The sequence below is a fragment of the Gemmatimonadaceae bacterium genome, assembly GCA_035606695.1.
In the GTDB taxonomy this organism is placed as follows: domain Bacteria; phylum Gemmatimonadota; class Gemmatimonadetes; order Gemmatimonadales; family Gemmatimonadaceae; genus JAQBQB01.
This window is the reverse complement of sequence record DATNEW010000050.1, coordinates 143382-159171: the sequence shown is the minus strand read 5'-3', so window position 1 is coordinate 159171 and position 15790 is coordinate 143382. Positions and strand designations below refer to the sequence as shown.

The following is a 15790-nucleotide window of genomic DNA, read 5'->3' as shown; positions in this document are numbered from 1 at the left end:
GATTCCGTATGATGACAGACCAAGTTTCACGCATCCGCGTACTCGTGGCCGAAGACGATGACAACGCGCGCTCGTTGCTCATCGATCTGCTCAGCACGCTCGGCCACACGATCGTCGCGGAAGTGTCGACGGGCCGCGAAGCGTTCGAGCGCGCCAAGGATGTCGTGCCGGACGTGGTGCTGCTGGACGTGCACATGCCGGATGGATCAGGCATCGAGGCGGCGGAGCGCATCACGCAGACGGTGCCGGGTGTCGCCGTCGTACTGTTCAGCGGCGATCACACGCTGACGTTGAGCGATCGCGACGTCACCGCGACGGCCGCGATTGCCTTCCTTCCCAAGCCGGCGCCGCCGCGCGTGCTCGATTCAACGATTCGCTTGGCCGCGACGCGCGCCAAGGAGTTGATGGCCGCGCGCCAGGATGCCGAGTCGGCGCGCACGGCGCTCGAGAATCGCAAGACGATCGAGCGCGCGAAGGGCATTCTCATGCGCCGTACCGGTTCGTCGGAGCAGGAGGCGTATCGCATTCTGCAGCGCACGAGTCAGGATCGCAGCGTACCGATGGTCGAGATCGCGCGAGCGGTGCTGGCGAGTGAGCCGGGGTTTCAGGAGACGGCGGCGAAAGAAACTCGCTAGGCGCGACACGCGAAGGTTGTCATCCCGAGCGTAGCGAGGGATCTAGCGTCCCGGTATGAGGGCTCAGCCCTCTATCGAGATGTTAGATCCCTCGGTCGTTTCACTCCGGTCGGGATGACTCGCTACTTGCTTCGCACGACGGTGAATTGCACCAACGGCGACACGGGCAACCCACCCGACGTCCAGTCGATCGACGCCTGTGTACCGGCCGGCACCGTGAACCGGAAGTACGCCGCGCCGCCGGCCACGAGCGGCACCGTCGCCGGCGATTGATCCGAAAGTGGCGTGAGCTGCAACGGATATTTGTTGAGCGTCGTGCAATTCGTGTTCGAATCGATGCACAAGTGCGGAAAGATCGAGCGGTGGTTCCAGCTTGGCTCGAGGAACCGCGGGTCCGTAACCCCCGCGACGTCGTCGCTATAGACCGACGTAGCCCAGTCGCGAATCTGTGTCATGATGTTCGTGCCGAACACACCGGCGAGGTTGTTCAGTCCCTCGACCTTGGAGTTGTCGAGCAGCTGCCACGTATCGGCATCCGACGATCCGCGATGGTCGGCGAGGTACCGCAGAAGATTCCAGTCGGCGCCGCGCGTCTCGAGCGAATCGTTGGCTGCATACACGCCGGTCTGTGACGGCATCCCTAGGAAAATCTGGAAGCGGCTGAGATTGTCGCCCTGATTGTTGAAGTACGTCGCCTGATCGTTGATGATGTCGTTGACGCCGATGTTCTGGCGCGGCGACTTGCCGCTCAGACGGTAATACAGCAACTCCTCGGCAATGTGGCTCAAGCCTTCGTTGAGCCACACCGTCTCGAAATCATCCGCATCGTTGATGTAGATGCGGCGGGCGGCGTTGATCAAGTGCTGGTACTCGTGGGCCAGCGTGCCGGCGGTCAGATTGGACACGCCGCTTTTGCTGCGCGAATCGCTGAACACGCCGGCGGGATCGGGCACCAGCATGTAGAACATCTCGCCCTGGTTGCTTCCGGCGCAGCCGCGAACGGTCGTACCGGCGATGACGGTGTCCTTGATCGGGAAGAGATCGCGCTCGAAGGTGAAGCCGCCGATCACGCCATCGCTGCCGCGCGGCGTGAGCTTGTTCACTTCCTTCGTGAACAGGATGAGAATCTTGCCATTCCTGTCGATATCGGTGGGCTGGCCGAAGGCGTTGACGTCGAGCGGATTGATGAGCGTATCGAACGTCGTGGCGAACGATGCGTACTCGGCGTCGGTGAACCCACCCGTCGGATTGGCGCTGTCGGCGACGATGATCGCCGTGTTCGAAGTTGCAACGACACGCGCGCGAACGTTGATGGGTGCATCGCACGCCTGATTGCCGTTCGCGTTGAGCGTGATGGTCTGTCCAATGCTCAGCGACGACGGAATCGCGTTGAACGACGCGCCGGAGGAGGTGCGCTGATTCCGCCATGCACGTGCGGCGGGAATGCGGGCCGCCAATTCGCGCCTCGCCGTTTCACGCAACTGCATGTCGAAGCGCTGCTGCGCGTTCCGTCCCAAACGAAGCGCCGACGACGTGGGCACGACGTTCGCCGATGGCGCCACGTCGGCCGTGGTCAACGGTACGATCCCGGCGGACCGCACCGAGAAGTTGGTCACGGCGAGGCTCGAGTCGGGATTGCTGTTGAAGGCAACCAGCGCGTAGTCCGCGCCGGACGTTCCACCGCTCAAGCAAATGCCGGTGCCGCTCACACCGGGAAGCACGGTGCCGGCGGCCGGCGATTGCACGGCGCCGCCGGTGCTGCACGCACTGGCCGTTGTCGATGTCCCGGCGACGAGATTGAACGTCGTCGACAGCGACGTGCCCGCGACGGTCGCCGTCACCACGACGCCGCCCGCCGACGATCCGAACGTCACCACCGTTCTCGCCTGACCGGCAGCGTCGGTGATCGCGCTTGCGGGTGATACGCTCGCCGCGCCGACCGTGACGACGAAGTTCACCGTCGCGCCGGGCACCACCGTGCCGGCGGTCGTCGTCACCTTCACGACGAGCGGCAACGACAACGCGGTGCCAATGAGGCCCGTCTGTCCATTCCCGGAAACGACGGCAACGGCGGCCGCGTTCGTACCGTTCGTTGTACCAGTTGGCTCGGAGCCGCTGCCGCCACACGCGGACGCAAATACCAGCACCGAGCCAAGGATCAACGCTCCACGCACCTGAGGAGCGAACATGCGACGACCTCCGAAGATCATCAGGACTATTGCCTTGCGGCGTGAATTAAGCCGCCGGAGCGGCTTCGGGTTCGCGCTTGGGACGAGTGAATTCTTCCATACCCAGCCCTAGCAGAATCGTGCCAGCCACGAGCGTGGCCGATGCAAAGAACGGAAGCTCCGGGAAGCGGTCGAAGGCCCAGCCTGCCAGAATTGGAAACACGACGCGAGCAATCCCGCCGAACGTCTGTTGTACGCCCATGTAAAGCCCGCGCTCACGACTGGGAATCACCCGCGACAACATCGCGGTAACACACGGAAACGTGAATGCCGTCCCTAAGGGCAATAGCGCAACGGCGAGGGCGAGCGGCACGAATGGAAGTATCGTCACGGCCGACACCGGCAACAGTCCGCCCAGCTTGGCCGCCAACGCGCCAGGATCGCTCAGACGGTGCGTGAGCGGCATCGCCGCAAGGCCAAGCGCCAACAGCGCCTGGCCGATCCTCGACAGCCGCACCTCGCCGAATCTGTCGACGGCTCGTCCCAGCAGGAACGCGCGCGTCAGCATCGAGATGACACCGATGTACGCGTAGAAATACTGAATTGTGTCCGTCGTCACACCAAACCGCGCCGCCAGAAACAACGCCAGAATCGCATTCAAGCCCTGAAATGCACCAATGCCGATGGCATAGATCCAGATCAGTCTCGGGGCGGCCTCGTTCGAGTGTGTTACGACGCGCAACACCGCCTTTGTCGAGCGTCCAGGAACATGGACACTCGAACGCGCTTCGACCATGTCGCGCGATTCGGCCAGAAAATGGAACGCGAAAATGATGTTCAGGAAACAGAGAACAGCCGCGGCCAAGCCTGGTCCGTGAGCGCCTCCGAAATGCAACGCCTGCCCACCAACCACGGGGCCGAGGGCGACGCCGGCGTTCGTCGCCGCGGACAGCCAGCCCAAGCCTTTCGCACGCTGTTCGGGCGCCACGGCGTCGGCGACGTACGCTTGAATCACGCCGACCGTTCCGCCGCCCGACCCTTGAATCAGCCGCGAGAGAAACAGCAGCCACAATGAATTCGCATATGCGAATACGACATATGCGATCATCGAACCGGTAATGCCGACGATCAGCGCGGGGCGCCGTCCGTATCGATCCGAGAAGCGCCCCCAGATTGGCGCGCTGAGCAGCTGCGCGACGGAAAACGCGGACACGAGCAATCCGACCATGAGTCCGTTCGCGCCGAAATTCTTCGCGTAGAACGGCATGAGCGGAATGATCATCAGCACGCCGACCATGTCGATGAACGCGGTGATCATCAACACGGTCAGCTTGCCGACGTCGGTCTTCTTGGCTTGGGCTCCCCGTTCGGTGGAGGCGGGATTCGGGGATAGAGATTGCGGCATCGAATAAAGGTAGGCCGGTCGCCGAATCCTACTCGGTGACCTTGCCCAGCGCGGCCGGCGGTACGGCGCGTCCGACGACGCCCGCCAGCGCAATGATCGTCAGCGCATACGGGATCATCTCGACGAACTGCGACGGAATCGCCTGCGCGCCCTGCAATTGAATCTGCAATGTTTCAGCGGCGGCGAAGAGCAGGCACGCGAGCGCGGCACGCCAGGGATCCCATCGACCGAAGATCGTCGCGGCCAACGCGATGAACCCGCGTCCCGCGGTCATCTCCGCGCTGAACTGGTGCTGGTCGAGCGCGAGGTATGCGCCCCCGAGCGCGGCGAGCATGCCAGACAACGCCGCCGCGAGATACCGCACGCGATTGAGCGGCACGCCGAGCGTGACGGCGGCCGCCGGATGCTCGCCGGCGGCGCGCACGCGCAATCCGAACGGCGTGTGATACAACAGCCACCCGACATACGCGACGGCGATGAGCCCCAACCAGATCATCGGGTTGCCGGCGAGCGCCGCGATGCCCGTGCCGGTTCGTTCACCGCCGAAACCGGGAATGCGCGGCGAGTTTGCAGAACTGTGAAAGAACAACCGCAGGAAGAATCGCGTCGCGCCGGTCACGAGCAGATTGATCGCGATGCCGACAACGACTTGATCGGCGCGAAAGCGAATGGCCGTCACGGCATACAGCAGCGCGAGCGCGGCACCGCCGGCCAATGCACCAATCAGTCCTATCCAGGGATTGCCCGAGTAATACCCGGCGATCGCGCCGCAGAACGCGCCGCCGAGCATGTAGCCCTCGAGCCCCAGGCCGATGAGACCCGCACGCTCGGAGATCACACCGCCGCTCGCCGCGAAGAGGTACGGTATGGCGATGCGAAGTGTCTGGGCGAGAAAGGCGAAAAGAATCACGCGCGCCTCCCGACACGCAACATACGCCGCACCTCGGGCACCGACGCCGCGACGGCGATGATCACGACGGCCTGCAACACGTCGACAATCTGCTTCGGCACCGCGGCGTTCACCGCCAGGCCGCCTTGCGAGAGCGTCGCGAACACGAGCGCCGCAAGCGCCACACCAATCGGATGGTTGCGTCCCACGATCGCGACCGCGATGCCAAGAAATCCGGCGCCCGACGCGAAGGCCTCCTCGTAGTAGTGCTTGTATCCGAGCACAAAATTCAATCCGCCTAGGCCGGCGAGTGCACCGGAGAGCGCCATCGCGCGCCACCACACGGCGCGCACGTCGACGCCGCCGTACTCCGCCGCCTCGGGCTGCAGGCCCGTGGCGCGCAACTCGAAACCGCGGCGCGTACGAAACAAGAACCACCAGGCGCCGATCACCGTGAGCACGGCGAGCACGATCACGAGATTCGCCGCCGACCCATGGAACGCACCGATGAAATCCGACAACCGCGAGATCGCGCCCGTGTGGATGTCGCTCGTGTGCAACGTACCTTCGACCTTGAGATGCGCGACGACGAAATAGTTCAGCAGTGCGAGCACGATGAAGTTGAGCATGATCGTCGTAATGACTTCGTGCGCGCCGAATCTTGCCTTGAGCACACCCGGCACGCCGCCGACGATCCCGCCGCCGAGCGCCGCGGCGACGATGAAGAGCGGGAGCGCGACAATCGACGGGAGGCTTGCCGGAAGCACGAGACCGAGCAGCGCGGCAAGGAATCCACCGGCCGCGAGCTGACTCTCGGCGCCGATGTTGAACAGCCCGGCGCGCAGGCCGATCGCAACGGCAAGGCCCGTGAACGTCAGCGTGGTCGCCTTGTACAACACCTGGCCGAATCCGTACGCGTTGCCCCAGGTACCCTCGATCAGCAGGCGATAGACTGTGCCCGGGTTCTGGCCAAATGAGAGAATTAGAATATCGCCGACGATCGCCGCGACGAGCAACGCGACGATCGCCGGAAGTACCGCCTCCTCGAGTTGCTCTCTCATTGTTCTCTCAGTTGTCTCACGCGGCGTCTCCGGTCTTCGAGGCGCCGGTCATGTACGGTCCGAGCACTTCTTCGCTCGCCTGGCCGCGTGGCATCACGGTCACGAATCGGCCGCCGTACATCACGGCGATTCGATCAGAGAGCGCGAGAATCTCCGCGAGGTCCGCGGACACCAGGAGAATCGCCTTGCCGGCGTCGCGCGCTTCGCGAAGCCGCGCGTGAATGAACTCGATGGCGCCGACGTCCACGCCGCGCGTGGGCTGCGCGGCGAGCAGCACTTGAAACGCGCGTCCCATCTCGCGCGCGATGACGATCTTCTGCTGGTTGCCACCGGAGAGCGCGCGAGCGGGAAGCGCCGCGTCCGCCGGACGAATGTCGAAGCGCTCGATCTGCTCGCGCGCGTTGCCGGCGATCCGCGGCTGATCGAGCCGCGCGCCCCTCGTGAAATGATGCTGCTGGCCGAGCACGAGATTCTCGGCGACCGAATAGTCGAGGATCAAGCCGCGCAGATGGCGATCTTCCGGAATGTGCGACAGTCCGGCGTCACCGCGCGCTTTCACGGAGAGCGATGTCACGTCGCGAGTGCCAATACGAATCTCGCCGCGCTTTGCCGGGCGCAGTCCAGCGAGTGCCTCGAGCAACTCGGTCTGTCCGTTGCCTTCGACGCCGGCGACGCCCAGGATCTCGCCCGGTGCGATGGAGAAGCTGACGTCGTTCACCGCGACCAGCCGCCGCGCGCTTTCAACGACGAGGTTCTTCACCACGAGCAGCGGCTCCGCCGACGCGTTGGGCGATGTTCTCGATGTGATGCCACGTTCGTCCGCGACGTAGTTCATCGCCAGCGACACATCTCGGCCAACCATCGTTCGCGCGATTTCCTCGGGCGTCGTGTCCGCGGTGCGAAGGCGGCCGACGGTTTTACCGTGGCGCATGACGGTGATCGTGTCGGAGATCTCCATCACTTCATCGAGCTTGTGCGTGATGAGCACGATCGTTTCGCCGCGCGCGCGCATCTGCCGCAGTACTTGCCACAGCTCGTCGATCTCGGGCGGCGAGAGCACCGCGGTCGGCTCGTCGAGAATCAAGATCCTGGCGCCGCGATAGAGCGTTTTCAGAATCTCGACACGTTGCGCTTCGCCGACCGAGAGATCCGACACGAGGCGATCGGCTTGCACCGTCAGGCCCGTCGACGTGCCAAGCTGCATGACTTCACGTTCGGCGCGCCGCGTATCGAGCTGTCCGCCGCGCGTCAGCTCGCGGCCGAGCATGACGTTTTCCGCGACGGTGAGCGTCGGCACGAGCATGAAGTGCTGGTGCACCATGCCCACGCCGGCGTCGATCGCGTCGGCCGTGCTCCAACCTGTGACATCGCGGCCGTTGACTTCCATACGACCGCCGTCGGGCGAATACATGCCGCTCAGCACGCGCATCAGCGTCGACTTGCCCGCGCCGTTCTCGCCAACGAGCGCGTGAATCTCGCCCGGCGCGACCTCGAGCGACGCTCCGCGATTGGCCTGAACGGGCCCGAAGTTCTTCTCGATGTCGGTGAGGCGGATGGCGAAGGGGAGTGTCGGTTCCGCCATACTCATCGTGTGGAGGGGACGGTGATCTTGCCCGAGATGATGTCGGCTTTGATCTGCTCGAGACGCGTGTGTACGCTGTCGGGGATCAGCGCGCGATTGTGCTCGTCGTACACGTAGCCAACGCCGTTCTGCGCGAGGCCGTACGTGTAAATCCCGCCTTTGAACGTGTGATCTTTCACGCGCTTGATCATGTCGAATACCGACACGTCGATGCCTTTCACCATCGAGGTCAGCACGCGGCCCGGGGCTTCGCTGTACTGATCCGCATCCACACCGATCGCGTACTTGCCGGCCTGCCGCGCCGCCTCGAAGACGCCGAGGCCGGTCGAGCCCGACGCATGATAGATGATGTTCACGCCCTGGTTGTACTGATTGAGCGCGAGCTCCTTGCCCTTGCCCGGATTGCGAAATGCTTCGGGCGTGACACCCGCGTATTGCGCGATGACGGTGCAACTCGGACAGACGTACTTCACACCGGCGCGATAGCCTGCTTCAAACTTCTGAATGAGCGGTACGTCCATGCCGCCGACGAATCCGACTTTCTTCGAGTTGCCGACGAGCGCCGCCATCGCACCGACGAGGAAGGAGCCTTCCTCTTCCTTGAACTTGAGCGCGGCCAGGTTCGGCGGCGGCGGGATCGGTTTGCCCGCCGTGTCGGTGGCGATCGCGTAATCGACGACCGCGAAGTTGACGTTGGGATATTCCTTGGCGAGCTGCGTGGCGTCGTCGGTGAAGATGAAGCCGACGCCGATGACGAGATCCATGTGCTCCGCGGCCAGCAACCGCAGTCCCGCTTCGCGATCGCTGCCTTCGCCCGGCTCGATGAGACGGATCTTGGCGCCGAGCTGTTTCTCGGCCAGCACGGCGCCGCGATACGCGCCGTCGTTGAAGGACTTGTCGCCCAGGCCGCCCACGTCGAGCACGATGCCGACGTTCACGGCATTGTCCGACGCGGCCTGCGCGCTCTGGGCGGGATGCACGAAAAGGAGGGCCACGTGGACGACGACCAGCACGCCCACGAGGATGAGCAGCTTTCGCATGATCCAACTTGGTATGTTTAGCCCAAATGGACCAGATCAGAACGCGCTTCCTCGTCGTCGGCAGCGGCGTCGCCGGTCTTCATACCGCGTGGCGTGCCTCGGAGCACGGCGACGTGTTGCTGCTGACGAAGCGTTCGCTGTTCGACAGCGCCACCGCCTATGCTCAGGGTGGAATCGCCGCCGCACTCGGCGCCGGTGATTCGCCCTCGCTGCATCGGCAGGACACGCTGGCCGCCGGCGCGGCGCTCTGTGATGCCGCCGCGGTCCAGGTGCTCGTCGAGGAGGGGCCGGCGCGCGTGAGAGAGTTGCAGACCGCCGGCGCTGATTTCGACCTCGATCCCAAGGGTCGTCTTCAGCTTGGACGCGAAGCGGCACACTCGAAGAACCGCATCGTCCACGCGCATGGCGATCAGACGGGTGCCGAGGTGGCGCGAACGCTCGTGGCGCGCGTGCGTGAGACGAAGCGCATTCGCGTGCTCGAGAAGGCGCGCGTGCTCGATCTCATCATGCGGCGCGGCGCGTGTATCGGCGTGCGCGCGAGCATCGCCGGCCGCGCGACCGAGATCATTGCCGACGCGACTGTCCTCGCGACCGGCGGTTGCGGGCAGATCTATCGCTACACGACGAATCCGGTCGTCGCCACAGGCGACGGCTACGCGATCGCGCATCGTGCCGGCGCGACGCTCGCCGACATGGAGTTCGTACAGTTTCATCCGACGGCGCTCGATACGCGGGAAAATCCGCTCGCGCTCATCTCCGAGGCCGTGCGCGGCGAAGGCGCGGTGCTCGTGAACTCGCGCGGCGTGCGTTTCATGAAAGGCCGGCATCGTCTCGCCGAGCTGGCGCCGCGCGACGTGGTGGCGCGCGCGATCTTTCGCGAGAAGCGGAGCGGCCCGGTGTATCTCGATGCACGAAAGCTTGGCCAGGGATTCGTCGATCGCTTCCCGGGCATCTTCGCGCTGTGTGAGGCGCGCGGCATCGATCCACGCAAGGATCTCATTCCGGTGACGCCGGCCGCGCACTACATGATGGGCGGCGTCGTCACCGATCTCTGCGGCCAATCGAGCGCGCCGCGATTGTACGCCGTTGGCGAAGTTGCGCGCACCGGCGTGCACGGCGCGAATCGCCTGGCATCGAACTCACTGCTCGAGGGTCTGGTGTTCGCCGAGCGTGTCGCGCGGGACGTCGAGAAGAATCAGCGACTCCGGAGCGTCCCCAAACCTGGGAAGTGGAAGGTGCCGCCGCTCGCGGATCGCGGTGCGGCGCAGGTCGCGGCGGATGCGATTCGCGCGGTGATGTGGGATTTCGCCGGCATCGCGCGGACGGCGCGTGGGTTGAACACGGCAGCCGAGCGTCTCGAGGAGATCGGTACGCGATTGCCCGAGGGCGCGACGGAAGAAGTGAACATGCTGCAAACCGCTCAGCTCGTCGTCGAGGCCGCGCTCCGGCGGCGCGAGTCGCGCGGCGGGCACTATCGGGCCGATTTTCCGCGCGCGAAGCGGGATTGGCGGGGGCGGCACATAGAGCTCTAATCGTCGTCATCCTTCGCTTCGCTCAGGATGACACACGCGCTACGCCCGGCATCCCCGGCCATGGTACCTTTCCACGATGGCCACCAGCAGCATCCCACGCTCGCACGACGCGGCAATCGCCGAGCTGCAGTCGGAGATCAAGCAACTCGCGCGCGAGCGGAATGCCGTCGTTCTCGCCCACAATTACGAACGGGCCGAAGTACAGGACGCCGCGGATTTCGTCGGCGACTCGCTCGGGCTCTCGCGCGAAGCCGCGAAGACCAGCGCCGGCGTCATCGTGTTCTGCGGCGTGCACTTCATGGCCGAGACCGCGGCGATTCTCTCGCCCGAGAAAACGGTGCTGTTGCCGGATCTCGCCGCCGGCTGCTCGCTTGCGTCGACGATCGACGGCGACGCGCTGCGGCAATGGAAGGCCGAGCATCCCGGAGCCGTCGTCGTCGCGTACGTGAACACGACCGCGGACGTGAAGGCCGAGAGCGACTATTGCTGCACGTCGGGCAACGCTGTCGAAGTCGTGAACTCGATCGATCCGGAGAAGGAGATTCTCTTCCTCCCCGACATGTTTCTTGGCGCGCACGTGCGGCGCATGACCGGCCGCCCGAACATTCACGTGTGGCTCGGCGAATGTCACGTGCACGCGGGGATCGATCCCGAGAACATCCGCCTGCAGCGCAGCATGCATCCGGAAGCGGAGTTCTTGATTCATCCCGAATGTGGTTGCTCGACGAGCGTGCTCGAAGCGATTTCGGCCGGCGACGTCGACCCCGAGGGCGTGCAGATCCTGTCGACCGAGGGGATGATCAAGCGGCCCGCGCTGTCGAAGGCCGACGAGTTCATCGTCGCGACGGAGGTTGGTATTCTTCACCGCCTGCGGCGCGACAATCCGAGCAAGCGATTCTTCGCCGCGAACGAGCGCGCGTCCTGCGCATACATGAAGGTCACGACGCTGCCCAAGGTTCGTGATGCGTTGATTCACAATCAGCATCGCATCACCGTTCCGCGTGCGGTGGCGGACAAGGCACGGCGCGCCATCGAGCGGATGGTCGCGATCGGCGGCGGCGCTCAGCAGCCCTTGTCGCCGGTGCCCGAAGGTGTAGATCCAGGCGAGTAACGAAGGGGGGTCGTTGCATGGAAATGTCTGAGGGTCGCCACGCGAACGAGCGTCGCTCCGTGCCGCGCACGATCACGCCGCTGTCCGGCGTGCCGGCCGTCGAGATGAGTTTGCTCAAGTTCCCGCTTCGGCAGAGCGAGCTCGAGGAAGAAGTGCGGTGGGCGCTCGAGGAGGACGCCGCGTTCGACGACATCACGACGATCGCGACCGTGGTCTCCGATCGCCGAATGCGCGCCACGCTCGTGGCGCGCGAGAATGGCGTGATCTGCGGCATTCCACTGGCGCTCGAGGCATTTCGTCTGCTCGACGCGAAAGTCTCGATTCGCGTCGATCACGAGGACGGCGCGCGCGTGAAGGCCGGCGAGCCCGTTCTTTTCGTCACCGGCCACGCCCGCGCGCTCCTCTCGGCGGAGCGTGTCGCGCTCAATTACATGCAGCGGCTGGCGGGCATTGCCACGCTCACGTGCAAGTATGTCGATCTGGTAAAAGGCACCAAGGCAAAGATTCTTGACACGCGCAAGACGACGCCGGGCTGGCGCGCGTTGGAGAAGTACGCGGTGCGCGCCGGCGGTGGGACGAATCACCGGATGAATCTCGAGTCCGCGGTCCTGATCAAGGACAATCACCTCGCCGCGCTGGACGGCGACGTCGTGAAAGCGGTGACGCGCGCCCGCGACCTGGCGCCGAAAGGTACGAAGGTCGAAGTCGAGTGCGATCGCATGGAGCAGGTCGAGCGCGCGCTCGAGGCGGGAGCGGACATCATTCTGCTCGACAACATGCCGCTCGCGACCCTGGTGGAGGCGGTGACGCTCGTGAACGGGCGCGCGATTCTCGAGGCATCGGGCGGCGTGAGCCTGAGCACGGTGCGGTCGATCGCGGAAACCGGTGTGGACTGGATCTCCGTCGGCGCCTTGACGCATTCCGCGCCATCGATGGACATCGGGCTCGACTTCGAGTAAACGCCGGACACGTTTATTAGTAAACACTAACAAATCCGTACGGCGATTTTTCCGGCGGACGACGGCGTAGTGAACAGTTAGGCGGTCTTCATGTGTTCGCCACGCCACGGATGTCGGCGAGCAGCTTCTCGACGTCGATCTTGTGCGCCGCGAAGATCGGCGCATAGCGCTGGGACGTCGCGATGCGCTGGAGCATGGCGGCCGCGGCAGCGGGCGGCAGATCCTGCGTTGCCGGATGTGCCGCCACGCCGGGATCTTCTCGTCCCGCCGCGTGCAGCTCCCGCAACGCATCGCGCGCCACATCGCGCGAAAATCCGAGATCATTGAGCACACTGGCGCCGAGATCGCGCTTCTCGCGCACGAGGCCGAGCAGCAAGTGCCCGGTGTCGACATACGTGTCGCCCAGGTTTCTCGCCTCGGACATCGCCTGCTCGAGGACGCGCTTGCTGCGGTTGGAGTACGGCAGATGGTCGCCGCCCGCCGCGTCGGGCTCCGGCGTCGCACGACGCTCCACCTGGGCGCGAATGTCCTTCACCGACACGTTCTGTTGCCGCAGCATGTCCGACGCGACACTGTCGGGATCCGCAACGAGTCCCAGCAGAATGTGCTCGGTGCCAACGTAGTCGTACTTCAAGCGCACGGCCTCTTCGCGCGCCACGGCGAGGGCGGAGCGAACGCGCATGGAAAAGTTGAAGCCGTTCATGTCAGAGGTCCGCGCAGCTCTTGTTGATCTGGCGGCAATCGGCGCAGACCAGCTTGCATTTGCGCCATTCCAGCCGGGCCGAGCCGCAGTAGTCGCAGCATTCGGCGATCTGCGTCGACTCCGGCGCCTGGCCTGTGTCGCGTGAGTCGCGCTGAATGGCGACGCCGGGTTGCACGAACGGTTTGGTATGGCATGGCGGCATGGTGAGAAAAAGGCGATGCCCCCCGAGAAAAACAAGAGCGTTTGACCGCGGTCGAGGGCGCGACTAGTCTCCTTTCGACTTCAACCCGGCAGCGCGATGAGTCGTCACGGCAACAGCTCGAAGAAGGGCACGCACGGCGATTTCAACATGGCGGCCGCGGTGCGTCGCGTCGTCACGACCGCGGGCTTCGAGCCCGACCTCGATGACGCCGCCAAGCGGCAGCTCGATTCGCTCACGGCGCCCGCGCCGGCGCCTGGCGGCGTGAAGGATCTGCGTTCGCTGCCGTGGTCGTCGATCGACAACACGGAGTCGCGCGATCTCGACCAGGTCGAAGTCGCCGAGTCGCTGCCGAGCGGCGACATCCGGTTGATCGTCGGCATCGCGGACGTCGACGCGCTCGTCGGCAAGGGCACGCCGCTCGATCAGCACGCGTACGCCAACTGCACGTCGGTGTACACGGGCGTCGCGGTGTTCCCGATGCTGCCGGAGAAGTTGTCCACCGATCTCACGTCGCTGAACGAGAACGAGGATCGGCTGTCGCTCGCGATCGAGACGGTGGTGAACGGCGACGGCGACGTCACCTCGTTCGACGTCTACCGGGCGATGACGCGCAACACGGCGCAGCTCGCCTATGACGACGTCGGAGAGTTTCTCGCGGGTGGCGCGCCGCCGAAGAAAGTCGCGAACAACACGACGCTGATCGACCAGCTTCGCCTGCAGCACGAGGCGTCGAAGCGGCTCAAGGCCGAGCGACTCCGCAACGGCGCGTTGGAGCTCGACACGATCGAGGCGACACCGGTCGCGAAGGACGGGCGGATCGTCGACCTCAAGGTGGTGCACAAGAACATGGCGCGCGACCTCATCGAGGATTTCATGATCGCGAGCAACGTGGCGATCGCGAAGTTTCTCGAGCGCCAGGGCCGTTCGGGGATTCGGCGCGTGGTGCGCGAGCCCGAGCGGTGGGGGCGCATCGTCGAGCTGGCGAAGGGCCTTGGGACGACGCTGCCGGCCGAGCCGGACTCGCTGGCGCTGGCGAAGTTTCTGGCGGCGCGCCGCCAGGCCGACCCGGACACATTTCCGGATCTCTCATTATCAATCGTTAAATTGATGGGCCCGGGAATCTACGCGCTCGATTTGCCGGGCAAGGATCCGGGCGGCCACTTCGGCCTGGCGACGCACGACTACTCGCACGCGACGGCGCCCAATCGCCGCTATGCGGATCTCGTCACGCAGCGCCTGGTGAAGGCGGCGCTCGCGAACGCACCGGCGCCGTACTCGAACGACGAGCTGGCAACGGTCGCCGAGCACTGCACCGAGCGCGAGGATGCGGAGAACAAGGTCGAGCGGACGGTGCGCAAGACGGCAGCGGCGGTGCTGTTGAGCGACGACGTCGGCCAGACGTTCGACGCGATCGTCACGGGCGCGAATCAGAAGGGCACGTTCGTGCGGACGATCAAGCCGCCGGCAGAGGGGATGGTGGTGAGCAACCACGCGGGGTTTGACGTCGGCGACAAGGTGCGGGTGAAGTTGGTGTCGACTGATCCGGACAGGGGGTACATCGATTTCGCGGGGGAGGGGCAGCGGTAGCTCGGCCGCGCTGCGCTCGAGGGGCTGGCGCGCCTGCGGCGCAGGGGATGACGCGCTTCGCGCGGGCAGCTGCGCGGTTGCGTTTCCTGGCACGTGTACATACATTTTATGGTGACGTATTTACACTGAGTGCGCCCATGACCAAAAAACACGCGAAGTCGAACAGGGTCGGCGAAGCGAAGGTCGCCAAAAGCTACCGCCTGGAGCCCGGCAAGATCGCGGCGGCGCGCAGCGCACTCGGCGCGCCCACCGATACGGCCGCCATTGAGATGGCGCTGGACATGGTCGTGTTCCGCAAAGAGCTGATGAACGGGACGGCGGCCATGCTCGGCGTCGAGATCGACGCGCCGTTCGACGGCTAGCGTTCGAGCATGGCACGACCGGGCCGGAAGTATGCGCTCGATACGAACATCTTCATTCGCGCCTTTCGCGACGAGAACGCCAACGCGAGGCTGCAGGCCTTTCACGCCGCGAATGCGCCCTTCGAGTACATGAGCGCCATCGTGGCGCAGGAGCTCCGCGCCGGTGCCACGCCGCACCACGCGCGCGAGCTTCAGCGTCATGTGCTCGAGCCGTTCGAGCGCCCCGGCCGCTTCTTCGCGCCGTCATACGACACGTGGAAGCAAGCCGGCGAAGTGCTCGCGTCACTCGTCGCCGAGAAGATCGTGGACTGGCGTCACGTTTCGCGAAGCTTTCTCAACGACGTCCTGCTCGCGGCGAGCTGCCGTGAAGCCGGTGTCGTGTTGATGACCGACAATGTCGCCGACTTTGAGCGAATTCAAAACGTGCTGAAGTTCAGCTTCGTGTCGCTTTGATAGCGCGGGCTGCTGCCCCCCGCGCGCAGCGCGCCATTCCCCGCGCGCAGCGCGCCATTCCCTGCGCGTAGCGCGCCATTCCCTGCGCGTAGCGCGCCATT

General features: G+C 64.9%; 15 protein-coding genes. 7 read left to right on the top strand and 8 right to left on the bottom strand.

Features of this window, described 5'->3' with window-relative positions:
- The first annotated feature begins 44 nt into the window (after positions 1 to 44).
- Positions 45 to 635, top strand: a complete 591-nt coding sequence (locus VN706_25460; GenBank protein ID HXT19000.1) for an ANTAR domain-containing protein — start codon at positions 45 to 47, stop codon at positions 633 to 635.
- A gap of 122 nt (positions 636 to 757) precedes the next feature.
- On the opposite strand, the gene VN706_25455 is transcribed toward VN706_25460, so the two are convergent.
- The 6 genes from VN706_25455 to VN706_25430 are packed head-to-tail and all read right to left on the bottom strand — an operon-like array spanning position 758 to position 8780.
- The gene (locus tag VN706_25455) at positions 758 to 2824 is read right to left on the bottom strand and encodes a hypothetical protein (GenBank protein ID HXT18999.1); all 2067 of its coding nucleotides are present in this window, start codon (positions 2822 to 2824) and stop codon (positions 758 to 760) included.
- A gap of 46 nt (positions 2825 to 2870) precedes the next feature.
- Complete coding sequence (locus tag VN706_25450) at positions 2871 to 4208, bottom strand: MFS transporter (GenBank protein HXT18998.1); 1338 nt, start codon at positions 4206 to 4208, stop codon at positions 2871 to 2873.
- Between the two features lie 28 nt (positions 4209 to 4236).
- The gene (locus VN706_25445; GenBank protein HXT18997.1) at positions 4237 to 5118 is read right to left on the bottom strand and encodes an ABC transporter permease; all 882 of its coding nucleotides are present in this window, start codon (positions 5116 to 5118) and stop codon (positions 4237 to 4239) included.
- Positions 5115 to 6158 (bottom strand): ABC transporter permease, encoded by a 1044-nt coding sequence (locus VN706_25440; GenBank protein HXT18996.1) that lies wholly within the window; start codon positions 6156 to 6158, stop codon positions 5115 to 5117. The genes VN706_25445 and VN706_25440 overlap by 4 nt, the downstream gene beginning before the upstream one ends.
- Positions 6159 to 6174: 16 nt before the next feature.
- Positions 6175 to 7746, bottom strand: coding sequence for an ABC transporter ATP-binding protein (locus VN706_25435; GenBank protein ID HXT18995.1), 1572 nt, complete (start codon positions 7744 to 7746; stop codon positions 6175 to 6177).
- On the bottom strand, positions 7743 to 8780 hold the full coding sequence (locus tag VN706_25430) for a BMP family ABC transporter substrate-binding protein (GenBank protein ID HXT18994.1): 1038 nt from the start codon (positions 8778 to 8780) through the stop codon (positions 7743 to 7745). Before VN706_25430 ends, VN706_25435 begins: the two co-directional genes overlap by 4 nt.
- Positions 8781 to 8806: 26 nt before the next feature.
- Here VN706_25430 and VN706_25425 point away from each other — a divergent pair, with 26 nt between their 5' ends.
- From VN706_25425 to nadC, 3 genes are all read left to right on the top strand, one after another.
- Complete coding sequence (locus VN706_25425) at positions 8807 to 10312, top strand: L-aspartate oxidase (protein ID HXT18993.1); 1506 nt, start codon at positions 8807 to 8809, stop codon at positions 10310 to 10312.
- Between the two features lie 76 nt (positions 10313 to 10388).
- Entirely contained in the window at positions 10389 to 11423 is a 1035-nt protein-coding gene (nadA, locus tag VN706_25420; GenBank protein ID HXT18992.1) for a quinolinate synthase NadA, read from the top strand.
- A 59-nt stretch (positions 11424 to 11482) separates the two neighbouring features.
- Positions 11483 to 12382, top strand: a complete 900-nt coding sequence (gene nadC / locus VN706_25415; GenBank protein ID HXT18991.1) for a carboxylating nicotinate-nucleotide diphosphorylase — start codon at positions 11483 to 11485, stop codon at positions 12380 to 12382.
- Positions 12383 to 12470: 88 nt separating this feature from the next.
- Here the strand turns inward: nadC and VN706_25410 are convergent, their stop codons facing one another.
- Positions 12471 to 13085 carry a Clp protease N-terminal domain-containing protein gene (locus VN706_25410; protein HXT18990.1) on the bottom strand — a complete coding sequence of 205 codons (615 nt, stop codon included), beginning with the start codon at positions 13083 to 13085 and terminating at the stop codon, positions 12471 to 12473.
- Position 13086: 1 nt separating this feature from the next.
- On the bottom strand, positions 13087 to 13287 hold the full coding sequence (locus VN706_25405; GenBank protein HXT18989.1) for a hypothetical protein: 201 nt from the start codon (positions 13285 to 13287) through the stop codon (positions 13087 to 13089).
- Between the two features lie 96 nt (positions 13288 to 13383).
- Between VN706_25405 and VN706_25400 the strand changes: the two genes are divergently transcribed.
- From VN706_25400 to VN706_25390, 3 genes are read left to right on the top strand one after another with little or no spacing between them, the layout of a single operon-like run.
- The gene (locus tag VN706_25400; GenBank protein ID HXT18988.1) at positions 13384 to 14874 is read left to right on the top strand and encodes an RNB domain-containing ribonuclease; all 1491 of its coding nucleotides are present in this window, start codon (positions 13384 to 13386) and stop codon (positions 14872 to 14874) included.
- 47 nt (positions 14875 to 14921) lie between these two features.
- Positions 14922 to 15236 carry a hypothetical protein gene (locus VN706_25395; protein HXT18987.1) on the top strand — a complete coding sequence of 105 codons (315 nt, stop codon included), beginning with the start codon at positions 14922 to 14924 and terminating at the stop codon, positions 15234 to 15236.
- Positions 15237 to 15245: 9 nt separating this feature from the next.
- Positions 15246 to 15689, top strand: a complete 444-nt coding sequence (locus VN706_25390) for a type II toxin-antitoxin system VapC family toxin (protein ID HXT18986.1) — start codon at positions 15246 to 15248, stop codon at positions 15687 to 15689.
- Positions 15690 to 15790 lie beyond the last annotated feature (101 nt).